This is a genomic window from Lagierella sp. ICN-221743 (assembly GCF_037890055.1).
Taxonomy (GTDB): Bacteria; Bacillota; Clostridia; order Tissierellales; family Peptoniphilaceae; genus Mediannikoviicoccus.
Genome location: NZ_JBBKBD010000021.1, coordinates 1 through 25889 on the forward strand (window position 1 = coordinate 1; position 25889 = coordinate 25889).

The window sequence follows — 25889 nt, forward strand, 5'->3', positions numbered from 1 at the left end:
TATGTTCCTTTCCCCCTTGAAAACCCCCTTTACCTCCAAACGACTTGGGGATATCCCCAAGACCCCTTTTGTAAAGTTGTAGGAAAGCTATGGCTTTCCTGGTTGGTGCCTAACGGCACCAATATTAGAAATTTTCTCTCTTCGCTATGTCATCCTGAACGGAAAATTTGCGTAGCAAATTTGTAGCTGAAGGATCTCGTGAACTTTCTATAAGAAAGTTCACGATAAACCTCTTAATATGTTTTTCTAAGTTTAGCAAACTTCTCACAACTCATCTTTCACTTCCAACTTCTTTGCTCTTACTTCTATTGAAGAGCCCCCAAACCCCAGTAAAATATGAAGAAAAATTTTTTTGATTTTCTTTGTTTTACAGTTTTGTTTCCAACATCTTAATACTACCAGATTCTTATTTCCCACCATGGTCTTACTGTATATGAGATTCTTCGACTTCAATTTTCTTGTTCCAAAAAAATTTCCGCTCAGAATGACATTCAGGATAGAATTTCGCCATATAACAACGAATCCATGTCGTTACTGTCATCTTGAGCAGAAAAAATTAAAAGAATTTTGCAGTCAAAATACTCCTGCCTTACAACATGTTATTAAAGAATTCAAAGTATCTTACTAAATAATATCCTGCTCCTGCTGAAATTAGATTTGCTATAAAGGCATATAACATAGGCATGGCAGGTTTTTTATTCTCTGGCAAGTTTTGATTAAGTCTTTTCTTATAAATAACTCCTTCTATTATAAACACAAAAATCTCACATGGTATAAAAATTATGGCAAATGCAAGGAAGCCATAAAAATACAAAATCAAACTTATTGCAAGGTTTAGTAAAACTTGTGTAAAAATATTTGTCTTTATTATGAGCTTTGTTTGATATTTTGTCGGTGTAAACATCATTAAGGCCACTAGGTATTCTATTATTATTGTTAGTACAAGTCTAAGCAAGAAACTTTTTATCTCTTTATTTATATCTCTAACCTTTGTAATACTTATTTCGTTATCAAAATAATAAACTTCATCTTTTAAGTCCATATCCTTATAGTTTAGTTTGAAATTCGAATTAAATGCATAGCGACTATATGGTTTTGAGATAAGTACGAGGTTTTGTTCTGGAAAGTAAAGTGCAATTTTAAAATTTTCCGGTGGATAATAGGACCAAGAGTATGTGTCGTTACCCTTAAGCAAATCTAAATTGCCTAAAAAGTAGTATCCGTCCTTGTCTTCAATGGATTTAAATTTATTAAATCCATCTTCTAAATAATCTTCATGGCTTTGCAGTTCTTTATCTTTTGAGAATGGCCCCGTAGATTCTTCTTTTGAGAGTAGAGTTATGTATACTTCTTGATTTTCTTTTAAATTATTTACTTTAATATTCACCGATGGCTTCGGTCCCATATCTGCCATGGAAGTGCTTGGCATAAAGACTAAAAGCATTAACAGCATTAAAATCGTCAAACTTTTTCTTTTTTTCATAATTGGCTCCTTATAAGTTATTAATGATATTATACCCCATCAAAAAAAGTAATTTTATAATTTGATATAAAATCTCTAACTTCCCACTTCTAATTTCTCACTAAAAAACACCCAAGGTAATCCTTAGGTGTCTTGTTTTATTCTTTTTCAAATTCGTAGTTGTACTGTAGTGGCTTTCCTGACTTAATTTGCTTGTCATAGTCTCTTAATATATCTCTAGCTTCTTTTGCTAGGAAGAATATTGCTATGACATTTGGTAACGCCATTAGTCCCATTGCTGTGTCTGCAAGGTCCCATACGAATCCTTCGTGTAGTGTTGTTCCGTAAAGTAAGAACGCAAGTACAACGAATTTAAACATTCCAACTATTTTTTTGTTTTTATTTACTAATAGTTTTATATTTGATTCTGCAAAGAAGTACCATCCAACTATTGTTGTAAGTGAGAAGAAGGATAGTGATACTGATAGGAAAATTTCACCAAATGAACCAAATCCTTGTGCGAATCCATTTTGTGTCATTAGTGTAGCTGTCTTTTCCATTGTCGCTGCAGGTATTGTTGGGTCATAGCTTCCTGATGTTAGTGAAACTAGAACTGTACACATACAGATTAGGAAAGTTGAAATAAACACTCCTATCATAGCTATGAAACCTTGTTCTGCTGGGTGGTCTGCTCCTGATACCGCATGTGAATGTGGTGTTGAACCCATTCCAGCTTCGTTTGAAAACAGTCCCCTTGCAACTCCAAATCTAATTGCTTCTTGAATCCCGATTCCTAGAATACCACCGTTAATGGCTTTAGGGTTAAATGCACCTTCGAAAACCATTTTTATTGCTGGTATTATGTTTGCTCTATAGAAAATTATTATTAATAGTGCTCCAAATACATATGCAAATGCCATTACTGGTACTACTTTTTCTGTAAAGCCTGCAATTCTTTCCATTCCTCCCGTAAGAACTGCTGCAACTACTGCTAGTAGTCCTAGTGAAACCCAAACTTTAGGTAGGTTAAATGATGTACTTACTGAAACTGCAACTGAGTTTGATTGTACCATTATACCTACAACTCCTAGGGCAACAACGCAGAAGAATGCAAATATATATGAAAGTGTCTTGTTCTTTAAACCATTTTTAATGTAGTATGCTGGTCCTCCAACAAGTTCTCCATTATTTAATTCTCTATACTTTTGTGCAAGTACCGCTTCCGCAAATATGGTTGACATTCCAAAGAATGCTGAAAGCATCATCCAAAACGCCGCTCCTGGTCCTCCAGATGCAACCGCTGTAGCAACACCGATAATGTTACCAGTTCCAACTTGTGCTGCAATTGCTGTTGAAAGTGATTGGAATGGTGTCATTCTTCCCGGTGGTACTTCAACTTTATTTATTATATCTCTAATCATTTTCTTTAGAGCTGGAAATACTCTCTTAAACTGTGGGAATTTTAATAGCACTGTCATATAGATACCAAGTCCTACAAGTCCAAATAAAAGTATATAATCCCAAAGAGCAACGTTAATATAATTTATGATTTTTTCTAGTAACTCCATTTAGTTAGTACTTTCCTCCTTGTTCTTAATATATCTTTCTGAAATTCTCCAGATTATCCATATGATTGCAGATCTTACAAATGCTGCTAAAAATATTGCTGAAAAGTTTTCTGTAACCAGTCCAAAATCAGACACTGAGTATCTAATTAATGATTCTGCTGCGTTTGCACCGAAGTCACAAATCATAAGTAACAGGATAATTGGATTATTTTGTTTTGGATCTTCTTTTCTAACAAGAATATAAAATAAAAGTCCATATGCAATATAAAAGAAGATTTCCAATGAGTAAGATAAAATAATTTTACCGTCTAGACCTGTTAAGAAAGATGCTTCTATAAGTCTCATTATAAATACGCCTAATCCTGTGGCACATGAAAGGGATATTGGGTTTATGTCTTCAAAAAGTAAAATACCAACTACCATAACTATAATACCCATAGAAACTCTTAGGTCTGTATCGCCTATGGAAAGGTTTAGAAGTGATAGTAAACTTGCCATAAGCACTATTTGTGATTGCTTTTTCATTTGTACTTCCTTTCGTTTATTTTAATAGTAAAAAAGAGATACTAATATCTCTTTTCTACCCTTATTACCTTAACTTGTAATTGGTTTATTGTCAACCTTTTCATTAAAAATCTGGTTCCAATAATCCGTAGTTTCCATCTTTTCTTTTATAAACCACTTTAACTACATCAGTTTCTGAATCTAGGAATACAAAGAAGTCGTGGCTAATAAGTTCCATTTGAAGAATTGCCTCTTCAGAGCTCATTGGCTTTAGGCCAAATTTCTTAACTTTTACAATCTTCTTTGCATCTTGAGCCTTGTCTTCACTTTCTTCTATATTTTCAAATCTAATAGTCTTTCCACTATTATATCTCTTTTGTAATTTTGTCTTATGCTTTCTGATTTGTGCTTCAAGGGAATCAACAACTCTGTCTAAAGAATTTCTAATGTCATCAGAAGTTTGTTCCGCTCTTAAAACTGCACCTGGTATGAGTATGGTCACCTCTGCTTTCTCTGAGTTTCCCTCTTTGCTATAAGTGATTCTTGCTTCAATGTCTTCTGCAAAGTACTTTTCAAGTTTGCTTACTTTCTTTTCAGACATTTCTTTTAAGTTGTCACCAACTTTGTAATTTTTTCCTACATGAGTAAATTTCATACAAATACCTCCTCTAATAGTCTTTCAACTATTTCTTGTATTTTATTTATACCCAAAGGCATAATTTGTAATCCTATATTTATTCAATAATCTCTAATTTTTTCTTTGGATTATTTTCTTGTGGATAATGTGGAGAACTTTGTGGAGAACTGTTTTTCTAAACCCTTATTATGTTTATAAGTCTATGGAAAACTTATTTTAGTATGTAAATGACAGTAAAAATTATACAAATTGTAAAAAACATGAATAAGTTAAGTCACCTTTTACAGTATAAAATAAATTTTTATGAAATTTTTCGTAGTTATGTTATGATAGATGGGAACTTTTATTATATTAGATAGGTGATTTAATGGAGAAAAAGAAAGACTATAAATTAATTTTCACTAAAGATTTTTTAAAAGAGTTAATAACAAGAATTAAAGTTGACGATATTATGGTTATGTCCTATCAAGTAAGCTACAATCTCTTACTTGCGGTTATACCAACCTTCGTTATTATAATAAATATAATTATTGCATTCATGTCAGAAAACTTAGCGTATATAAATGATTTGGTAAACAAACTTCCTGAACAAGTACAGCCATTTTTAAATTCAATTCTTGACTTTATAATAACCCAAAGGTCAACTGGAGTGCTTTCCGTCGGAGTTTTAGCTGCCTTCTACACAGCATCAAGAGGCATAAAGGCAATGAGAAAGGCTTTTGACAAGTCCTTCAATAAGGATACCTATGACAAGTCCTTTATAAAGGATCAAGCACTATCAGTGTTTTTTACACTGCTTTTCACACTTGTTATAGTGGCACTTATATTTGGAATGGCTTCAGGACCAGAACTATTAAAAAAAATACTAAAGGTTTTAAATATCCCAAGAGATGTAATAAACGAACAATTTATAAACGCATTAAGAGTTCTAATTCCCCTGGGAATAATGATTTTAGTATTTACAGTAGTTTATATAATCGGTGCATCAGAGTCAATAACAAAGCTTATTCCTTTTAAGCCAGCATTTTTAGGAGGACTTTTGGCAACAGCACTATGCTCCTTAATCAGCTTTGGCTACGGAACTTACGTTTCAAAATTTTCCAATATGCAGTCCATCTATGGACCACTGGTAGGAATAATGATATTTTTGATTTGGATAAACTACATCGTTCTTAGCATACTAATTTCCGGCGAGTTTATAGCCACAATACTTTGTAAAATCTATGGATATGGAATAAACGAAACAGATAAGCTTGAAAGAAAAGTAGAGAAGAAAAAAATACTATCATTTTTGTCAAAACAAAAAGACTATCATGAAAATAAATAAAAAATAGGCCTTGGATAACCAAGGCTCTTTTTTATTCCAATGAATTTTGATATCCTTCAAGTTTAGAAGTACAGTGAGGACATCTAGTAGCTCCAATCGCTATTTCTGTTTCACAGAATGGACAGCTCTTTGTTGTAGGAGCCATTTCAGGTTCTTTTCTCTTGAATTTATTCATTGATTTTACAATTAAGAAAAGTATAAATGCTATGATTATAAAGTTTATAACTGCTTGAATAACTGCACCATATGGTATTTCTACTCCAGCTACAGTTGCCATTAAATCTTCGAACTTAACACCTGCAGTTGCTGCAGATACGATATTCATTAAAATAGTTACAATTGATTCCACAATTTTACCAAAAGCACCAGCTATAATTACCCCTATAGCCATGTCCATTACATTGCCCTTCATGGCAAATTCCTTAAATTCTTTTAACATAGTTTCACCCCCTATTATTAGATTCTACCCTTACATACTATTCTAAAACATAAAAAAGACTCCCTCGCATATTGCAAAAGAGTCTTAATCACTGACAAAACTTGTAGAAAGATTTTCGCTGAGAATAATTTCCTCTATAGTTTTAAAGTTGCCTTCTTTTTTAAGTTCAAGAAAAGTTTCTTTATATACAGAAGTAACATCTTCACTATCCTTATTTAAAATTTTAACACCATCTTCCTTAGATAATCTATCTAAAGATTTTTTAAGCAATTTGTTGTCGTAGTTGTTATTAGAAAGAAAAGTATTTAAAGCCATTTCCTCCCTAACTTTCTCAATCTCCACGTTCTTGTAAATAAGACTTCCCCCTAAAATTAAATTTAAAATCAGAGAAAGGCACAAGATAAAATTCTTTTTATTTTTAATCATTAATGAGCATTTCCTTGATCTAAATTTTCTTCACTATTAGGCCCATAACCTATGGAAATATCTTTTTCAATCATAAGTTCTGTTATGCCGTCATAATCCTTCTTTTCATAAAGCTTTAATAACTCATCCCTGTACAGATCAGTTACATCCTTACTAGTTTTATTTTCAGTTATATTTGCATTTTCTCCCTTTTTAAGAGCTTTCATGGCATCATCCGTGCCACTGTGGTCCTGAGGCTGTGCCTTGTCCACATTGGTAATAAGCTCCTCCATGGACATCTTCGCAACAGTTTTTTCCAAATTTATAAACTTATATGCGAAAAAACCATTAAAACCCAAAGATATTATTAAAAGCAGTCCTAAAACCTTTTCCTTGTTTTTCATAATAACCCTCCTTTTAGTGGTTAATCGTATTATACCCATATAGATATAAACAAGCAATTTTGTTAAGAAGTGAGATTTGAGAGGTTGGAGAAGTTGGAAAAATAATTTACATGACGAGAATTAACGAGATTTTCTTTTAGAAAATCTCGAGATTCTTCGACTCGCTACGCTCGCTCAGAATGACACGACCGGGGGGTATAATATTCCCAATAATGTGCCGTAAGGCACCAATCAGGAAAGCCTTAGCTTTCCTACAGCTTTCCAAACGGGGTCTTGGAGATATCTTTTAATAGAAGTGAGAAGTTGGATGTGAGAAATTTTAGAAAACACAATTATATAACAAGAAGAAAATCCAACAAGATTTTCTTCTAGTTATTAAGCAGGTTTTCAGGACGGCCAGTCCTGAATCGTTTGGAAGGTAAGAAAAAGGGGATTTCAAGGGGAAAGCGATAGAAACCATACGAAAAGGTTTCTTAGCTTTCCCCTTGGTTAAATGAAAGACTATTTTAAAAATAAAAAGGTCGTAGGGTATAACCCTACAAAACACAACAATTCAATATACTTTTTCGGAAGCTTTTCAACGAAAAGCTTCCGAGATGTTTCGACTTGCTGTCGCTCGCTCAACATGACAGCATCGGGTGTTTCACTTTTCGTAGGGCAAAACCCTACAAAATAAAAATGGAAATAAAATTCTGCATTAAAAAAGCTCTTTTAAAGAGCTTTTCAAAAATTGGCACCCCCAACCGGACTCGAACCAGTGAATCTCCCTTAGGAGGGGAGTATTATATCCAGCTTAATTATGGGGGCTAATATATATTTAGTAGACTCTTAGTTCTTAGACCAATATCTCTGCCAAGTCTTTTTAATCTAACTGAAAAACTGGCTTTGTTGTAATCTTGTCTAACAACTAGGTCAACATCATATACTTTACCATTATTGCCTTTAATATTCAATACCCCGACTTTGTCTCCCGCTTTGAAAGGTCCGCTTTCTGTCACTTGATATTTCTGTCCTACGATGAAGTTGTTATTCTTGTCGTAAACAGCTTTTTGGTCGGTTTCTGGATAGATATCTATATATCCTTTGTCAATTGAGTTTACATATATCTTTTGATAAACTTTGTCATTGTCTATAATTGGTCCGTTAACGTAGTTTCTTGTAATATAGTCTACGATTTCTCCAACTATTTTCTGTCTGTCCTGTGGACTTCCTGCACCCATTATAACTGCTAAAAATCTTTCATTCTTTAATGTTTCATTTTTTAATGGTCTAAATGTTGAAATAACACAGTATTTTGCAAGGTCTGTGGTTCCAGTTTTAAGTCCGTCCACTCCTGGTTCTATTCCAACTAGTGGAATGGTTGTCGGTTTATCTATTTTATATTTGCTATTTACATATCTTGTCATTGAAGAAAGTTCAATGATTTCTGGATAGGTGTCGAGAACGTATTTTGCCATTTTATAAACATCTCTTACTGTCATTGAGTTTTCTGTATTTCCTTCTGGAAGTCCCGTTGAGTTTATAAAATGTGCTTTTTCAAGTCCAATCTCTTTTGCTTTTTCGTTCATAAGATTTACAAAACTCTTTTCGTCTCCTGAAACTTTAACTGCCAATGTATATGCAGCGTCATTTCCTGAAACTACTATAAGTCCTTCTAGTAAATCATTTACCGTTACTTCCATGTCTGGTTGTAAATGCATTGAAGACCCTGGCACTTGTGCCATATCCTTTGTGATTTTAACAACGTCGGATACCTTTAGTTCTCCTGTGGATATTTTTTCCTTTACTATAATATATGTCATAAGCTTTGTGATACTTGCAATGTACACTTCTTCGTCCATTTTGTTTCCACTTATAAAGCTATCTGTGTCGTAGTCCAAAATCATATATCCCTTGGTTCTTGGACCAAAGTGAAGTGGAGACTGCGCAAATGAAACTTGTGGAACAAGTAACATAAAAGCCAAGACTAATGATAAAATCCTCTTTTTCATATTTCCTCCCAATTACAATATATTATATTATATCACAAAGGAGGTCTTTGCAAAGAAAATAGCCCTTATATAAGGACTATTTTATGATTATTTTTCTATTTTTTTAAAGTTTCCCATGTATGGAACTAGTGCATCTGGAATTGTAACTGAGCCGTCTTCATTTTGATAGTTTTCTAATATGGCTGCGAAAGTTCTTCCAATGGCAAGGCCTGATCCATTAAGGGTGTGAAGGTATTGAACCTTTTTGTTTTCATCTCTATATTTTATATTGGCACGTCTTGCTTGGAAGTCTAAGAAGTTTGAGCATGAAGAAATTTCTACAAATCTTCCATAGCTTGGCATCCACACTTCCACATCATAGGTCATGGTTGAACTAAATCCTAAGTCACCACTACATAGTTTTACAACTCTATATGGAATTTTTAAAAGTCTTAATACTTCTTCAGCGTTGTCAGTTAATTTTTCAAGTTCATCAAAAGAGTTTTCTGGTTTTACAAACTTAACCATCTCAACCTTGTCAAATTGGTGGTTACGAATAAGACCTCTAGTGTCCCTTCCTGCAGATCCCGCTTCTGCTCTGAAACAAGGAGTGTATGCAGTGTAGTAAATTGGTAACTCATCTCCGTCTACAATCTCGTCGGCAAGTAAATTTGTTACTGGAACCTCTGCAGTTGGAGCTAGATACATATCCTTTTGAGGTACATAGAACATGTCCTCTTCAAACTTAGGAAGTTGACCAGTTCCAAACATTGACTTTCTATTTATAAGCGCAGGAACCCATACTTCTTTGTAGCCATGTTTTTCAACATGAAGGTCGATCATAAAGTTTAATAGTGCCCTTTCAAGCCTTGCACCCATTCCCTTAAATACAGAAAATCTACTACCAGATATCTTTGAGCCCGCTTCAAAATCTAAAATACCTAAATCAGTACCAATATCCCAGTGAGCCTTAGGTTCAAAGTCGAATTTAGTAGGTTCACCCCAAGTTTTTATCTCTTCATTTTCACTGTCATCCTCACCAACAGGAACAGACTTGTCAGGAGTATTTGGAATTGAAAGAAGAAGCTCTTTTATTTTTTCATCAAGATCATTAACAACTTCGTCCATTTCCTTAATTTCATTTGAAAGCTCTTTCATTTGAGCAAAGATTTCAGTGGTGTCCTTGCCTTCCTTTTTCATCATAGGCACTTGCTTTGAGATACGGTTTTGTTCCGCCTTCTTGCTTTCAACATCAGCTATGATTTCCCTTCTCTTTTCATCAAGAAGAATTACCTTTTCAATTGGAAAGTCTCCCCTTCTTGTAGAAAGTGCCTTAACAACTTCCTCTTTGTTGTTTCTAATCCTCTTAATATCTAACATAATTCCTCCTCAAATAAGCTATTTTTTAAAAATTTCTAATATTTTGGAATAAAAAAATCCCGCTCCACAAAGGGACGAGATTACCCGCGTTGCCACCCTAATTACAAAAATGTCACTTAATTTGGCCTGACTCCAAGACGGATTCAATAGTTCAGCATATGACCTTGCACCATCCGGTCACTCTCTAAAAAGCATTCCTACCTACTACTTCTTTTCAACATCAATATTAATTTACTTTAGTATATCATAGCCGTGAAGAAGAAGCAAGGAAATATCTTTCCTTGCTATCTTTCTTTTTGTTTTATTTTATTTTTTAGGGTTACACCCTACGACCCTTTTTATTTCTAGTATATTCTTTCTCTCCTTGAAATCCCCTCTTTCTTACCTTCCAAACGACTCGGGGCCAGCCCCGAGACCCCGGTAGGAATATGGAAGAAAATCTTTTGGATTTTCTTCTATTTAATAATTATGTTTTCTAAAATTTCTCACACCTAGCTTCTCACTTCTATTTTTACAAATCAAAGTCAACTTCAAAGCCCTGTTCTCTAATTCCTCTAATAAATTCTTCTTTATCTATAGTACCATTTTTAATGGCTTCTCTTATTCCCGGGCCTACGGCGATAGTAGGCGGATTATTAGGATCAATCTTAGCGCTTAGCTCTGATGGCTTCCATCCTTTTTGACACCACATACGAGTATTGTTGTTACACTTTTGAAAAAGTTCTGTAAGTCTTTCAAATTGCTTTACAGTCAATTCAACTCCCACTTCAGAAAGTTCCTCTGTAATATGTTCAAATATTTTTAATGCATTAAAATGACCTAGGTTTAATTCATAATTTATTTTTTTCATAATCTTTTCCGCTTCTGTTCCTGAATATTTTTGGCGTAAGAACTCCTTTTCACTTTCTCTTTTTACATAATCTATTTCAAAGCGTTCATGTAAATTTAAAAACGAGAACTTGCTAAGTCTTTTTCCTTTATTTTTATTTGGAATCTCCTCTTTATATTCAATCACTATTGTTTTAGCAGTGGATTTTAAATTTGAAATAAAATTATATAGATTAATTTCTTCCTGAGTCTTTTTAGGATTTGCATATGAAAGAAAATCTTCCGGCATTGCAAATGGCCTGTTGTCAATTTGTTCAAGAAGTATATATATTGATGCATGCTTTCCATATCCACGACCTACAAGCTTTTCTGACACTATAAACATATTAAGATCTTCATCAACTTCATCGATGAATAGCTCACAAAATTTGTATACATAATATGGTTTAACTTCTCTTCTTGCTATCTTTGCAAATTCTACTATATCTTTTCTACGAAGATTTGGCTTATCTTTTAAAGCCTTAAACACTTCCCACGCATGTCTAAGTTCAATTATGCCATAGAGATTTGCACAGGCTGAGAAAAATTCATTTAAAAAGTATTGAGATTCTTCTGATAATCCAGATTGTTTATACAGTCTTTCTATTGTCTTTTCTGATAAGGGCTTAGGGTATGACATTTTTTCTTCCTTTCTCTATATAAGTTTTAGAATTGTTCTAATTTAATTTATTATACCATCAGTAAAAATCAATTACATTGTTTTGCATATATTTGTCAATATAAAACAAATTGAAATTCATACAATAGTTGATTTAAATTACAAAATAAACGATAAACGTTTAAAGTTGCTTTTTAGAAATTTTTTGCTCTGAATGTGTCGCGAGGAAGTTTCATTTCTAAAGAAAAAACTATAATAAAAAAGAAGAGGGACTATATCTCTCTTCTATCTTCAATCGCTCTAAATATTGACATTTCATCAAAGTAGTCCAGGCTCACTCCTATTGGTATACCCTGGGCAATTTTTGTAACTTTTACGCCATATGGTTTTAGTATTTCTGAAATAAGTCCCGATGTAAATTCTCCATCTGTTGTTGAGGACAGTGAAAGGATAACTTCTTTTACCTCTCCAGTCTTTACTCTTTCAACTAGTGAGTCTATATTTAATTTCTCCGGACCAATTTCATTTCTCGGTGACAACAGTCCACCTATTACATGGTACAGCCCTCTGTACTCCCTAGCTTTTTCAAGGGAGATTATATTGGAGCTGTCTTCCACAACTATAATCGTCGTTCTGTCTCTACTGTCATCACTACAGATGTCACAAAGGTCGTCATCTGTAATATTTCCACAAACCTTACATGGCTTTATATTTTCTTTTACATTTACTAAGGTCTTGGCAAGGTCTAAGACCTCCTCCTTGTCCATTTCAACTATTTTAAAGGCCAGTCTTCTTGCTGATTTTCTACCTATTGTTGGAAGGGATGACAGTTTTAGTATCAACTCTTCCATATCTCTTGGATATAGTGCCATTTAATCACCTAAAATAATCCCGGAATATTTAAACCTCCGGTAAATTTACCCATGGATTCTTCTGTTGCATTATTAACTTGGTTTAGCACGTCATTAACTGCAACCATTAATAAATCTTGTAACATTTCCACATCGTCAGGATCTACAACTTCTTTATCTATGTTTACAGATACAACTTCTCTCTTTCCATTCATGGTAACTTCTACGCTTCCACCACCTGCAGATGCAGTAAACTCAGTTTGTTCAACCTTTTCTTGAGCCTCTTCCATATCCTTTTGCATCTTTTGCATTTGCTTCATCATATTGTTCATGTTTGGCATTCCGCCTCTTGGGAATCCACCTCTTTTTGCCATAATAATCCTCCTATATAAAATCTATATTTTCTTTTCCAAAGACATTTTTAAGCGTCTCTATATTTTCTTCTCTTCTTTTCTTTGCCAGGTCTTCGTAGTCCTCTTCAAGGCCAATAAATAGTTCATAGTCTTCGCCTAGGGTCTTCTTTATCGCATTTTCAACCTTTTCCCTATTATTTATTATCATGCCCATTCTGGTGTCTTTGTTTCTAAACAATATGGAAACTCTCTTGCCGTCAATAAATTTATGGGTTGCTGAGTCCACAAAGCCTGCAAGCATTTTGCCAGGGATATTTTCTAAAAGTTCATCCCAGTTTTCAATTTCTCTATATTTTTTGTAAAGTTCTTGTTTTGGTTCTTCCAAACCTCTAGAACTATCTATATTTTCTAATTCTTTAGCAGCTTCGTCAAAAGTTTCCTGTGGTTCTGGTTCTGTTTCTGGTTCTACTTCTGCTTCAGTTTCTAAAGTATCTTTTTGAACTGTTAATTTTACATCTTCAACAGGCTCCACACTAGAACTTTTGCTAACATATACTGGCCTATCTTTAAGTTGTTCTAACTTTTTCTCAAGGCTTTCCACTCTCTCCATTAAGAACTTTATCTTTGATGAGTCCTCCTTTGGTTCGTAGTAGTCAATAAGCCTTCCTATAAGGATTTCTCCAAGTATGTTTGGGTTTTGAGTGTTTTTTAATTTAACCTCATAGTCCAAAAGTATATTTAAAGATTCTACAATCCTATTTGTTGAAATCAGTTCGCTTTGATTTTTCAAAAGCTTCTTCGACTCAACCGTCTCTTCCACAAAGTCATCTAGACCTTCTTTTATATAAAGTAGGTTTCTAAATTGGTTTTGTATATCTTTAAAAACTCCCGCAATTACCTTGTCCTTGGTTATTTCTCGGTAAAGTTTCAAACTCTTCTTGTAGTCATTTTCAATTATCTTTTCCACTAGATAAAAAATCTTTCTTCTATCTGCAAGGCCTAGGTCCACTACGAGGTCGTCTATGGTAATCTCTTTTTTCCCTAAGGATAAAACCTGATCCAAGTTCGAAAGGGCGTCTCTCATGGCGCCGTCCGCTTCATTTGCCAGCTCTACCAGTGACTCCTCGTCTATTTTAACACCAAGGTCATTTGTAATCTTCTTTATATTTTCAATAATATACTTTGAATCCATTCTGTTGAACTCAAATCGTTGACAACGGGATAGAATTGTTTGAGGAATTTTTTCAATCTCTGTAGTTGCAAGGATAAACACAAGATGTTTCGGTGGCTCCTCCATAATCTTTAAAAGAGCGTTAAAGCCTTCGTTTGTAATCATGTGGGCCTCGTCTATAATATATACCTTGTACTTAAGATTTGCCGGCGGAAAGATTACCTTGTCTCGAAGGTTTCTAATATCTTCAATACGTCTATTTGACGCCGCGTCCATTTCAACTATGTCAAAACTCTCTTCACTTAAAATCATCTTGCAGTTTTCACATTCATTGCATGGTGATCCATTCTGTGGGTTAAGGCAGTTTACCGCCCTTGCCAAAATTTTTGCACAGCTTGTCTTTCCCGTTCCCCTTGTGCCGGAGAAGATATATGCATGGGATATTAAATTGTTCTTAACTTGATTTTTCAAAACCTCCGTAACCTGTTCCTGTCCCAGAACTTCGTCAAAGGTCTTTGGTCTATACTCTCTATAAATCGCCTTTCTCATATTCCCTCCACATAGATACAATTATATCATATGAGGGCAAATAAATAATTCAAATAAAAAAAGGGATTGCTCCCTTATTTTTTGAAAATATTTTTTAAAAAGCCCTTCTTAATCGGCATGGATATTTTAAACTTGCCCTTTAGGGTTTCAGGAAGTTTCTCCACATACTTTTTAGTTTCTTCCTTGTCGCCATAAATCTTATATAAATTCGCCATTATAAAGTCGTATAAAAACTGTGGTACCACAAGTTCTTCACGATTTATATTTAAAATCTTATCCATATGCTCTTTTGAAATAGAATTTTCTTCATAGGCCCTAATATATATTTTGTAAAACTCTATGGTGCTACTATCTTCAAAGGAGCTCATATCGTCGATTTTTTCCTTGGCGTCTTTGAAGTCGAACTCTTTTTTATTCCAAACTTCCCTTGCTATTAGTTCAGATACTCTAATAACTTCCGTTGAATAATCAAAGCCATATTCTTTTAGACCATCGTAGTCCGATGAAAAATCTCCCTTTGAAAGCTTTTCAAAATAGTTATATCTCTTTTTATAAAACTCCTCTTCAATTTCTTCGCTGATATTTGGATTTTTGAAATTTAAATTTGGAAGGTTGATTATATCATCATACTCTTCCTTTGAGACATTTTCGTAAGGAGCAATGGGAACTTTTCTTATAATATAATCAACAACTTCCTTTGGAAGTACCTTGTAATTTTCCCTAAGATAATTTAAAACCTCATCCTTTAGGCTAGGCTCTTCCAAAAGCAAATTGAAATTTAAAGCTTCCTTCCAATTTGACATCTCCCTAGCGTAGTCACTGCGCCTTTTTATATCTGAAAACTTAACGAGAATATGCACATAGTCATTTAAAATTCCCTCTTCCCTTAAAAAGTCCACCAGATTATTTGACAAGTATTCATAAATCCTTGAAATATATCTCTTCTTCGTCTTTGTAAGAGGGTCTTTATCCCTTCCTTCAAGCCATATTTCGTAGGCTGTGTCATATTCCTTTGCATTGTAATACACATAGCCTTCCAAAAAGTTTTCCAAGTATTGTGGCAAGTGGTCCACGCTTACATCTTCAAAATCAATTTCCGTACTCTTTTTCTCCAAGAGTTTTAAATAATTTTCATAAAATTTTGAATTTGGAAACTCCCATCTCTCTAAAAAGGTCTTTAAATGTGAAAAGTTCTCTTCCCTTTCAATGTCCTTTAAAGTCAAGAAGGACGCCTTTAGTCCAAGCAGATCCCTGTCTTTGTGGTTTAGTTTTGCCTCGTGGGAAAATCTAATGTCATATTCATTAAAGTTAAGCGAACCCTTCTTAAGTAAAAAGTATATTTCCATCCTCGTCTTATAAAAGTCCAGTTTTTCTTTATTAGACAAGTCTTTTATATCGTATACTTCAAAGTTTGGAAGTTTTTTTATTTCACTTTTTATATTGCCCTCATTAAAAATGGGAAAGTTTTCAACAATAAAACTTAAAACATCCAAGGGAATGGCAGAATAATTTGTAACCACAAACTTCTTTAGCGTCTTATTTATATTGTCCTTTAAGACAGATGAAATTTCTTCATAAAACTCCCTGTACTTCTTCCAGTAGTCATATGAAGATATGTCATTGAAATCATTTGAAATATTCAAATTCATTATACTTAAATTTTTTTCTTCACCTGTGTCCTTCATCAAATCACCTGTCCATTTTTTAATTCCTATAATTAATATAACTTAAAAACTAGATAAGTACAATAAAAAGCCTGTTGTGGTTTTCCACAACAGGCTTTCTTTTTTCCTTTATTCTATAAATCGTCTTCTATTACTGATGACTTTGAATATGCTGAAACTTTTCCTTCAAAGAAGTCAGTCTTTACGAAGTTTGGATCTGAATATTCACTTACCCATGTCATTGACTCTGGTTCTTTGTCATGTCCATCGTAAATCTTTCCAAGTCCAACTGCCTTACTTCTCAAGTTTCCAAGATATTTCAAATATCCTGACACCATTTCCATAGTTAGTCCTTGGATTGAGTCTCCAATTGCATACTCTGCCCAAGCTATTTCTTCTTCAACGCCCTTCTTAATCATCTCTTTAAAGAAGGCATTGTTTTCATCTGTAAATATTTCAGGTTCTTCTTTTTTTAGCTCTTGAATTATATTTCTAAACAGCCATAGATGTGAGTTTTCATCTCTATTAATATATCTTATCTCTTGAACTGTTCCTGGCATCTTGCCTATTCTACCAAGGGAGTAGAAGAACATAAATCCCGAATAGAAATAGATTCCTTCAAGTATAAAGTTTGCAAAGCAAGTCTTAACTAAGTTGAATTTAGTTCTATTTTCGTAGAAGTCGTTGTACTCGTCTCCTATAAATTTATTTCTCGCAAGTAAATGTGGGTCGTCCTTCCATTGATAAAGTATTTCGTCCCTTTCTTCTGGTGAACAAACCGTATCCAAAATATATGAGTAGGATTGTGAGTGAACCGCCTCTTGGTATGTTTGAATGTTTAAACATAGATTCACTTCGTTTGCAGTTATAAACTCTGAAACATTTGGTAGGTTTGCAGTTTGGATTGAGTCTAGGAACACAAGGAATGAAAGTATCTTGTCATAGGCTCTCTTTTCGTTTTCGTCAAGCTTTCTATAGTCCTTCACATCTTGGTTTAGGTTTATCTCTTCTGGAATCCAGAAGTTATTCATTGCCAGGCGGTACCAGTCACTAACCCATGGGTACTTGATGTTATTAAAGTCGTTTAGGTTTGTGGTGTTACCATTAATCATTCTTCTCTTTGAAAGCTCTGTGTCGCCATTTTCGTTAAATAGTGCCTTTCTAATTAATTTTGCCATCTAATCCTCCTTAAGATGCACATGAATCACATTCTTCAACTTCAAGTGATTTGTTTCTTACATAGTAAATTGTCTTTACCTCTTCTTCGCAAGCTTGTATATAAAGCCTTAGGAGCATGGACATTGTGTACTCGGAAGTTATATAGATATTTACGGACTGTGCCTGGTCAATATGTCTTTGTCTTGCTCCTGCAGAACGTATTATCCATTCCCCATCAACTTCGTGGGCGTTTTCATATAGCCAGAAGTTTTGCGGGCTTAAGTCCGGTGCCACCCTTGGAAGGATTTGTCCCTTCTTTTCTTCAAGGAAGTATCTCATCATAACTGGGTCCACTGCTGCAGTTGTACCAGAAATTATTGATGTTGATCCCGTTGGTGCAACAGCCATCAAATATCCATTTCTCATTCCATTTTTGCCAATATAGTCCCTTAGTTCATTCCATCTTTCAGATTTGTAGTTTCTCTTTTCGAAATAGTCTCCACTATCCCAGTCGGAACCTTCAAAGTAAGGGTACGCTCCCTTTTCAGATGCAATTTCTGCAGAGGCCTTTACAGCGTAGTAGTTTATATCTTCATATAACTTGTCTGCCCATTTAATATGCTCTTCACTTGAGAACATTATACCATCTTTAACCATAGCGTGGTGATATCCTGACGTACCAAGTCCCAGTGAACGATATTTTTTATTTGTAATTCTTGCATATTCAACAGGATAGTAATTTAAATCTATAACATTGTCTAGTGCTCTAACTACTGTACTTACAACATCTTCCAATTCATTTTTAAGGTCGATATTTCCAAGCACAAGGGAAGCTAGGTTACATACTACAAAGTCTCCCGGCTTAGTTCTTTCAACCACAATCTCTTCTCCATCAACTTCAATTACTTCCGTTGAAACAGATTTTATTTCAGATGTATTCTGGCAAATCTCCGTACAAAGATTTGATGAATATATCATGCCCTTGTGAGGATTTGGATTGTATTTATTAACCGCGTCTCTGTTAAACACAAAAGGCGTTCCAGTTTCAATAACTGATTTTAGTATTAATCTTACCATGTCCTTTACAGTCATTACACGCTTTTCAAGGCGAGGTTCCTTAATACATTCGTGATACTTTCTCACCCACTCGTCACCGTAATAGTCTTCAAGGCTATAGCCCATTATGGTCTTAACTTCGTGTGGACAGAACATATACCAATTTGCGTTTATATCGTCACGAGCAAGTTCCCAGAAGTAATTTGGATAGCAAACTGCAGGGAAGATGTCGTGGGCCTTCATCCTATCGTCACCATTATTTGTCTTTAGTTGTAAGAACTCTGGCATGTCCCTGTGCCATACGTCTAGGTAAACTGCACATGCACCCTGTCTTACACCAAGCTGATCCACTGCAACTGCCGTGTCATTTGCAAGCTTAATCCATCTAATTACACCACCGGCAACTCCTTTAAAGCCTCTTATGTCCGAGCCAACAGCTCTAACCTTACCAAAGTATAGTCCCATTCCTCCACCATGTTTTGAAACCTGTGAAAAGTTTGTAATTGAACGGTATATTCCATCAAGAGAGTCGTCCACCGTGTCTATGAAGCAGGATGAAAGTTGATGGAATGGCTTCCTTGCATTAGACATTGTAGGGGTTGCCATAGTAACTTGAAGTTTGGATAAAATGTCATAGAACTTCTTTGCATAAAATATTTTATCCTTTTCAAGCATTGCAAGATGCATGGAAATTCCCATAAACATCTCTTGAATTTTTTCAAGGATTACTCCATCCCCCGACTTAATTAAATATCTTGACTTTAATAGGTCAAGGCCAGAGAAGTTAAATCTATAATTTCTTGAAAAGTCCATATAGCTTTCAAGTTCGTCAATGTCTTCCTTAGTATAATTTTCTAAAATATATTCTCCATATAGACCTTCCTTTGTTAGGTAGTCTATCTTTTCATAGAAGGAATTAATTCCCCTCTTCTCTTCTTCAACTTTTATATTTAATTCGATGCTGTGGGCTAGAAATCTTGCAGAAATATATTCCCACTTAGGCGCTTCCTTTGAAGTTAATTCAGAAGATGCCTTAACAAGTACATCAAGCAGTTGTTGCTTAGACATGTCTTTAGTTAAGAATGAAGAGAACTTGTTAAATAAAAACTGTAGGTCGTACACATCTTCCTTAAAGTCCTGTTGTACGCCCTTCATAACCTCTAACACTTCTTCGTCAAAGTACTGTGCAAAGTCTTCCAATGTCTTTCTCAGCCTATGGTGACTGGCTCTATAAAGAATGTAGGACTTAACAACCTCTATATATTTATTTTCAATTAAAACAATCTCTACAAGGTCTTGAATTTCCTCCACAGTAACCACATGATTTTTTGAAAAGTTTGAATTAATCTTGTCACAAACCTGATTTGCCATCTTTTCAAGCTCTTCTCTCTCAACGGGCTTTGACACAGATATAAATGCCTTGTTCATGGCAACAATTATCTTTTCAACGTCAAAATCCACAATTGCGCCACTTCTCTTTTTTATTTTCACAATTTCCCTCCTACTACATGTTGTATAATTTTAAAAACCATAATTAAAGTATACCCAATATGTAGGATTTGTACAAATTTATTTTATTTATTTTGGAAAGCCTTACCAAGTGCTAATTAAAGTATTTTTTAGCCTCTTATGATATATTAATAAGTAGAAAACTTAATAATTTTTATAAAAAGAGGGGCGTTATGGAAAAAAGAATTTTAGGAAGAACCGGATTTGAAGTTTCGATCGTTGGCCTTGGAGGCATACCAATTCAAAATGTTTCAAAGGACGAGGCGATGGAACTTTTGGAAAAATGTTTAGACATGGGAATAAACTTTATTGACACAGCCAGAGGCTACAACGACAGCGAAACCCGTATTGGAGAGGCGCTGGAAGTTGTGGGAAGGGATAAGTTTTACATTGCAACCAAGTCCATGGCAAGAACTTCAGAAGGGGTTTTAGGAGAACTTGCCACCAGCATGAACAATTTAAAAGTTGATTACATAGATTTATTTCAGTTTCACAATGTGAGCAAGAAGAAGGACATGGATATTTTACTTGGCAAAGGCGGCGCCTTAGAAGCAATAAAAGAAATGAAGAAAAAGGGAATTATAAAAGAAATTGGAATCACAAGTCACAACGTGGACATCCTTAGAGGGCTTTTAGAAACCGGCGAGTTTTCAACCATCCAATTTCCATATAACTTTGTTGAAACACAGGGAGAGGAATTATTTAAAAGAGCGAAGGAAAAAAATATTGGCGTTTTAATTATGAAACCCCTTGCGGGAGGTGCCATCCCCATGGGTAAAGAATGTTTGAAATTTGTTTTGAATAACGAAAATGTAACCTGCGCCATCCCTGGAATGGATACAATAGAACAGATAGAAGAAAACTGTTCAGTGGGAAATAATTTAGAGGAACTTACCGAAGAAGAGATTTCAAAACTGGATTCATTTACAAAGGGCCTTGGAAAGAACTTCTGTAGAAGATGTGGCTACTGCGCCCCATGTTCCGTTGGCATCGACATACCAACAAACTTTTTAATGGAAGGCTACTACACAAGGTACGACCTTAAGGACTGGGCGAAGTCTAGATACAACGGCTTTGAAAAAAAGGCCAGCGACTGTATCAAATGTGGAATCTGTGAAAAGAGATGTCCATATGATTTGCCAATTATAGAAATGCTTGAAAATGTGGCTATGGTTTTGGGATAATTTTCTTAAAAACTTTTTTGACAATCTTCATTAATGCACTTTATTTTATTCTCATTATTATATATTATATAAGCAGGAGGAGTATATGGACTACGAAAAATATTTAAAGCAACTTTCAAAGGAATATCCTACAGTGGAAGACACCATAAGTGAAATTGTAAGGCTAAAGGCTCTTTCTGTACTTCCAAAAGAGACTGAGTACTTCTTTTCCGATTTACATGGTGAGTACACTTCTTTTACAAGAATATTAAAGTCTTCTTCTGGAAACTTAAGACAAAAGATTTCTCAAAGGTTTAAGTACCAAATGGCTGAAGAAGAGATGAACGAACTGGCAAACCTTATTTATGAGCCAGAAAACTTTATCACTTTGAAGATTAAGTCGGGCAAGTTTACAAACGATTGGATAAGAGCCACCATTGTAAGGCTTTTGGACCTTTTGAAGATGGTTACTTCAAAGTACTCCAGGACCAAGGTTCGTGGTAAGATGCCTGCAGTTTATAAGGACTTAATTGACGAGATGCTCCACATTGACTATGTGGAACTTAACAAACAAGAGTATTTTGATACCATCGTAGACACTATAATAGAAATAAATGCGTCAAAGGAGATTATCATAACTCTTTGTCACATCATTCAAGACACTTCTGTAGATACTCTACATATTGTTGGGGACATCTACGACAGGGGCCCACGTCCCGACATTATTATGGACGTGTTGATGGAACATAAAAACGTGGACATCCAATGGGGTAACCACGACATCATCTGGATGGGTGCAGCCCTTGGGTCAAGACCACTGGTTGCCTGTGTAGTTAGAATTGCCTTGGGCTATAACAACTTTGACTCCCTTGAAGATGGATATGGTATAAACCTAAGACCTCTATACTCTTTTGCAATGGAAACTTATAGAGAAGATCCTTGTGAAGTGTTTATGCCAAAGATTGTAGATGAAAATAAGTTCTATTCTGTAAATAAATATGCCACTGCAAAGATGCACAAGGCAATTTCCATAATTCAGTTTAAGCTGGAAGGACAAGCCATTGACAGAAACCCTGAATTTGCCATGGAGGGAAGAAAGTCCTTTAACTTTGTGGACTTTGAAAAGGGAATTTACAAGGCTGAAGATGGCAAGGAATACCCAATGCTAGACAAAAACTTTCCAACAGTTGACCCTAAGAACCCATACGAGTTAACAGAAGGAGAAATGGAAGTTATTGAAGCTTTGAATACATCCTTTAGACATAGTTTTAAGATGCAGGAGCATTTGAAATTTTTATTGGACAAGGGCTCTGTGTATAAGGTGACAAATAAAAACCTTCTTTATCATGGCTGCGTTCCAATGAATGAAGATGGGTCCTTTAGAGTTTTAAAATATGACAATGAATACTACACTGGAAGAAGTTTAATGGACTTCTTTGATAAAAAAGCAAGGGAAGCTTCATATATACCACGTTCCTACTACTCCAAAGATAGAGAAAAAGTATTGGATTTGTATTGGTATATGTGGTGTGGACCAATTTCTCCACTATTTGGAAAGCATAAGATGTCTACTTTTGAAAACTTCTTTATCGGTAGAAAGCTTCCTATTAGTAAGGAGATATCAGACCCATACTTCCGACTTAGCAAGGAAGAAGACCATGTTGATAGAATATTACACGAGTTTGATTTAAATCCAGAATGTGGTCACATTATAAATGGACATATACCTGTTAAGTACAAGGACGGACAAAAACCAATCTCTGCAAATGGAAAGATGTATGTAATAGACGGTGGTATCTCAAAGGCCTACCAACCAACTACGGGCATTGCAGGCTACACCCTAATCTATAACTCACATTACCTTGCCCTTGCAGAACACAGCAACTATGAAGTTATGCAGTCGGTTCACGGCGCCTATACACCAAAGTTATACATCACCGAGAGATTTCCTCAAAGGCTTTTGGTAAAAGATACAGACAAGGGGCCAATTATGGAAGAAAAGATAAATGACCTAACAAATCTACTGGATGCATATAAACAAGGTACAATAAAGGAAAATAGATAAACCAAGTCTTTCGACTTGGTTTTTTATTCGAAAAATTCTATTATATCCTTTATCATTTCAGTTCTAATGTCGTAGTCTACAAAGCTGTGGTCAGCGCCTTCAATTATTTTTAACACGGCTTCTTCTCCAAAGGAATTTTTTGTTTCTTCACAAATCTTTTTAGTTATAATCGGATCTTTGTCCCCCAACATAATCAGCACTGGATTTTTATATTCCTTTGCCTTTTCAATTGGATGATACTTCTTTAAGTCCTCCATAAACTCTCTCTTTACAAGCATGCCAAGATGTTTATAGCTGTCCACTTTCCTATTTTCTTTTCTATCAAACTCACTAATCTTATTTTCAATTAAATCCAGCATATTATTTGCCGGCGCCAGTAGCACCATCTTGTCAGGATTATATTTTGACGCCGTAAGAGTAGCAATAAGTCCACCCATGCTATGGCCCATAATATAAATTTCATTGTCCTTTGCTATATCAAGACCCTTTATATAGTTCATAATAGAGTCTAGGTCCTCTATTTCAGAGCTAAGGGTCATGTCACTAAAGTCCCCTTCCGATTCTCCTGAGCCAGTAAAGTCAAACCTAAACACCTTGTAGCCCATCTTTACAAACTCCCTGCTCATGCGAACATAGAAAAAAGAATTTCCAAGTTTATTTCCCGTAAAACCATGTAGAATTAAAATAATCTTTTTATTGTCCAGTTCCCCATTATAATTTAACACGCCACGAATTTTTAAATCATCTTTGTTTTTGATTTCAATAAATTTATATTCCATATTGTCCTCCATATGAAAAAGGCATGTTTGCACATGCCCTATCTGTTAATAAAATATTCTCTATACCAAATCAAGAATGCATAAACAGTCCAGATATATCTTTGGTTCATGGCCCTTTCATGGTAGTGGTCGTCAAGTAACTTCACAAGGGCGTCGGTGTCAAAAAATTTCTTTGCCACATCGGAAGTAATCTCTTCCTTAACCATGTTGTAGTACTTGTCCTCCCTTAACCAATATCTAATAGGTACTGGAAAACCAACTTTCTTTCTATTGGACCAGTCCGGTGGCATAACTTTTTCAGCAGCTTTTCTAAGTGCAATCTTAAAGTCGTCCCCGTCTATCTTGTACTTGTCAGGAATTGACGCAGCCACTTCATAGACCTTTGGATCTAGGAATGGAGTTCTAACTTCAAGACTTGAACATGAACTCATCTTGTCTCCCTTTAGAAGAATATTTCCTGGAAGCCAATACTTCATATCAAGTAGTTGCATCTTTTGTAATTTAGTCTTACCTTCAACACTCTTGTAAAATCTCTTTGCCACATCAAATGGATTTTGACCATTTCTGTATTCAGGTTTTAAAATTGCATCTGCATGTTCTGGTTCAAACACCTTTGCTTGACCTATAAACTCTTCATGTAACTCAGATCCACCTTTAATCAAGAACTTTCTAACTCTACCATTTTTCATCTTAAGGGCTCTATTTCTTAAGAAATGTCTTAATCCAAATGGAAGTTTTCTATATTTATGCATATTTGCAGTTTCGCCATAGCTAAAGTAGCCACCGAAAAATTCATCCGCACCTTCTCCAGAAAGCACGCCCTTTACATGTTCCCTTGCAAGTTTTGACAAGAAGAACATTGGAACTGCAGAAAGATTTGCATGGGGTTCGTCCATGTAGTATTGAATTTTTGGAAGAGCATCAAAACAGTCATCCGCATCAATAAGAACCTTGTAATTTTTCTTTCCCTTTATTTCAGAAAGTTCCTTTGCCAAGTCAGTTTCGTTATAATCTTTATCATAATCCTTAAAACCTACACTGAAAGTTTCGTCAGTTTGAGCCAGTGAAAAGATATATGATGAGTCAACACCACCGGATAAAAAACATCCAAGAGGAGAATGGCTTCTCTTATATAGGTCAACAGTTTCTTTAACCACATTTTCAATATCTTCCACATACTCATCTAGAGACTTATTAGTTGGCTTCATATAAGGCTTAAAATACTGAACCTTTTCCATGTTGCCATCCTTAATCTTTAGATAGTGACCAGCTTCAAGTTTATAAACACCCTTAAAGAAAGTCTCTTCATAGGCAGAGTATTCATTGGTTAAGAAAGGTTTTAAAGCCTTTTCATTAAATTCCTTATTAAAGTTTGGATTCTTTAAAAAGGCCTTTATCTCAGAACCAAATAAAAACGAACCGTCCTTAGTGTTTTTAGTATAGTACATCGGTTTTATTCCGAAGAAGTCCCTGGCAATGAAAAGTTCTTTTTCCTCCAAGTCCCAAACAGAAAAGGCAAACATGCCCCTTAACTTGTCTAATACGCCTTCCTTGTATCTGTCGTAGCCCTTTAATAGAACTTCCGTATCGGTTTTAGTGTGAAAAGTATAACCTTCCTTAATAAGCTCTTCCCTTATTTCATCATGATTATAAATTTCACCATTAAAACAGATTATCTTCTTCTTGTCATCAGTAAATAGAGGTTGCCTTCCCCTTGGAGTAAGATCCAAAAAAGCAAGTCTTCTAAAACCAAATCCAAGACTGTCGTCAGAAAAATATCCATCAGAGTCTGGGCCTCTGTGTTCAATTTCCTTAGACATGTCCTTTAGAAATTCATCATCTTCCTTTGTATATGAATTATTTTTATATATTCCAACGTAACCGCACATAATATCTCCTTAATACTTAGTCTTATTTGATTATAAAGTGAAAATGAATAAAAATCAACGAAATAGACGTTCCAAGAGAAATTTTTTTAATTTCATACAA

21 protein-coding genes and 1 tRNA gene are annotated in these 25889 nt (G+C 34.8%); 3 read left to right on the plus strand and 19 right to left on the minus strand.

Features of this window, described 5'->3' with window-relative positions; all coding sequences use genetic code 11:
* Positions 1 to 589 precede the first annotated feature (589 nt).
* The 4 genes from WKS98_RS08600 to hpf all read right to left on the minus strand — a co-directional run bounded on the left by WKS98_RS08600 (position 590) and on the right by hpf (position 4189).
* Complete coding sequence (locus WKS98_RS08600) at positions 590 to 1483, minus strand: hypothetical protein (RefSeq protein ID WP_498918557.1); 894 nt, start codon at positions 1481 to 1483, stop codon at positions 590 to 592.
* Between the two features lie 137 nt (positions 1484 to 1620).
* A complete protein-coding gene (locus WKS98_RS08605; protein WP_498918559.1) occupies positions 1621 to 3030 on the minus strand; it encodes an alanine/glycine:cation symporter family protein in 1410 nt (469 codons plus the stop codon).
* Positions 3031 to 3555 (minus strand): hypothetical protein, encoded by a 525-nt coding sequence (locus WKS98_RS08610; protein WP_498918561.1) that lies wholly within the window; start codon positions 3553 to 3555, stop codon positions 3031 to 3033.
* Positions 3556 to 3658: 103 nt separating this feature from the next.
* Positions 3659 to 4189 carry a ribosome hibernation-promoting factor, HPF/YfiA family gene (gene hpf, locus WKS98_RS08615; RefSeq protein ID WP_498918563.1) on the minus strand — a complete coding sequence of 177 codons (531 nt, stop codon included), beginning with the start codon at positions 4187 to 4189 and terminating at the stop codon, positions 3659 to 3661.
* 349 nt (positions 4190 to 4538) lie between these two features.
* Between hpf and WKS98_RS08620 the strand changes: the two genes are divergently transcribed.
* Positions 4539 to 5498, plus strand: a complete 960-nt coding sequence (locus WKS98_RS08620) for a YihY/virulence factor BrkB family protein (RefSeq protein ID WP_498918565.1) — start codon at positions 4539 to 4541, stop codon at positions 5496 to 5498.
* A gap of 31 nt (positions 5499 to 5529) precedes the next feature.
* On the opposite strand, the gene mscL is transcribed toward WKS98_RS08620, so the two are convergent.
* The 13 genes from mscL to WKS98_RS08685 form a co-directional block, all read right to left on the minus strand.
* A complete protein-coding gene (mscL, locus tag WKS98_RS08625) occupies positions 5530 to 5937 on the minus strand; it encodes a large conductance mechanosensitive channel protein MscL (protein ID WP_498918567.1) in 408 nt (135 codons plus the stop codon).
* 84 nt (positions 5938 to 6021) lie between these two features.
* Positions 6022 to 6363, minus strand: a complete 342-nt coding sequence (locus WKS98_RS08630; RefSeq protein WP_498918569.1) for a hypothetical protein — start codon at positions 6361 to 6363, stop codon at positions 6022 to 6024.
* Positions 6363 to 6746, minus strand: coding sequence for a hypothetical protein (locus WKS98_RS08635; RefSeq protein ID WP_498918571.1), 384 nt, complete (start codon positions 6744 to 6746; stop codon positions 6363 to 6365). The genes WKS98_RS08630 and WKS98_RS08635 overlap by 1 nt, the downstream gene beginning before the upstream one ends.
* Before the next feature lie 731 nt (positions 6747 to 7477).
* Positions 7478 to 7553 (minus strand) — tRNA-Arg (locus WKS98_RS08640).
* Positions 7553 to 8737 (minus strand): D-alanyl-D-alanine carboxypeptidase family protein, encoded by a 1185-nt coding sequence (locus tag WKS98_RS08645; protein WP_498918573.1) that lies wholly within the window; start codon positions 8735 to 8737, stop codon positions 7553 to 7555. Before WKS98_RS08645 ends, WKS98_RS08640 begins: the two co-directional genes overlap by 1 nt.
* A gap of 87 nt (positions 8738 to 8824) precedes the next feature.
* Positions 8825 to 10096 carry a serine--tRNA ligase gene (gene serS, locus WKS98_RS08650; RefSeq protein ID WP_498918575.1) on the minus strand — a complete coding sequence of 424 codons (1272 nt, stop codon included), beginning with the start codon at positions 10094 to 10096 and terminating at the stop codon, positions 8825 to 8827.
* Between the two features lie 511 nt (positions 10097 to 10607).
* The gene (locus WKS98_RS08655) at positions 10608 to 11603 is read right to left on the minus strand and encodes a hypothetical protein (protein ID WP_498918577.1); all 996 of its coding nucleotides are present in this window, start codon (positions 11601 to 11603) and stop codon (positions 10608 to 10610) included.
* A gap of 251 nt (positions 11604 to 11854) precedes the next feature.
* Complete coding sequence (recR, locus tag WKS98_RS08660; protein ID WP_498918579.1) at positions 11855 to 12454, minus strand: recombination mediator RecR; 600 nt, start codon at positions 12452 to 12454, stop codon at positions 11855 to 11857.
* A gap of 8 nt (positions 12455 to 12462) precedes the next feature.
* On the minus strand, positions 12463 to 12807 hold the full coding sequence (locus WKS98_RS08665; protein ID WP_498918581.1) for a YbaB/EbfC family nucleoid-associated protein: 345 nt from the start codon (positions 12805 to 12807) through the stop codon (positions 12463 to 12465).
* Between the two features lie 10 nt (positions 12808 to 12817).
* A complete protein-coding gene (gene dnaX, locus WKS98_RS08670) occupies positions 12818 to 14506 on the minus strand; it encodes a DNA polymerase III subunit gamma/tau (protein ID WP_498918583.1) in 1689 nt (562 codons plus the stop codon).
* A gap of 74 nt (positions 14507 to 14580) precedes the next feature.
* On the minus strand, positions 14581 to 16191 hold the full coding sequence (locus WKS98_RS08675; protein WP_498918585.1) for a hypothetical protein: 1611 nt from the start codon (positions 16189 to 16191) through the stop codon (positions 14581 to 14583).
* Between the two features lie 113 nt (positions 16192 to 16304).
* Positions 16305 to 17348 carry a ribonucleotide-diphosphate reductase subunit beta gene (locus WKS98_RS08680; protein ID WP_498918587.1) on the minus strand — a complete coding sequence of 348 codons (1044 nt, stop codon included), beginning with the start codon at positions 17346 to 17348 and terminating at the stop codon, positions 16305 to 16307.
* A gap of 10 nt (positions 17349 to 17358) precedes the next feature.
* Positions 17359 to 19875, minus strand: a complete 2517-nt coding sequence (locus WKS98_RS08685) for a ribonucleoside-diphosphate reductase subunit alpha (protein WP_498918589.1) — start codon at positions 19873 to 19875, stop codon at positions 17359 to 17361.
* Positions 19876 to 20066: 191 nt separating this feature from the next.
* On the opposite strand from WKS98_RS08685, the gene WKS98_RS08690 reads away from it, so the two are divergent.
* Together WKS98_RS08690 and WKS98_RS08695 are read left to right on the plus strand one after the other, a co-directional pair.
* Positions 20067 to 21077: an aldo/keto reductase gene (locus WKS98_RS08690; protein WP_498918590.1), complete on the plus strand. Its 1011-nt coding sequence runs from the start codon at positions 20067 to 20069 to the stop codon at positions 21075 to 21077.
* An 85-nt stretch (positions 21078 to 21162) separates the two neighbouring features.
* Positions 21163 to 23121 carry a fructose-1,6-bisphosphatase gene (locus WKS98_RS08695; RefSeq protein WP_498918592.1) on the plus strand — a complete coding sequence of 653 codons (1959 nt, stop codon included), beginning with the start codon at positions 21163 to 21165 and terminating at the stop codon, positions 23119 to 23121.
* 23 nt (positions 23122 to 23144) lie between these two features.
* Here WKS98_RS08695 and WKS98_RS08700 read toward each other — a convergent pair whose 3' ends face one another.
* Complete coding sequence (locus tag WKS98_RS08700) at positions 23145 to 23900, minus strand: alpha/beta hydrolase (protein WP_498918594.1); 756 nt, start codon at positions 23898 to 23900, stop codon at positions 23145 to 23147.
* Positions 23901 to 23938: 38 nt separating this feature from the next.
* Positions 23939 to 25789 (minus strand): asparagine synthase (glutamine-hydrolyzing), encoded by a 1851-nt coding sequence (gene asnB, locus WKS98_RS08705; RefSeq protein ID WP_498918595.1) that lies wholly within the window; start codon positions 25787 to 25789, stop codon positions 23939 to 23941.
* Positions 25790 to 25889 lie beyond the last annotated feature (100 nt).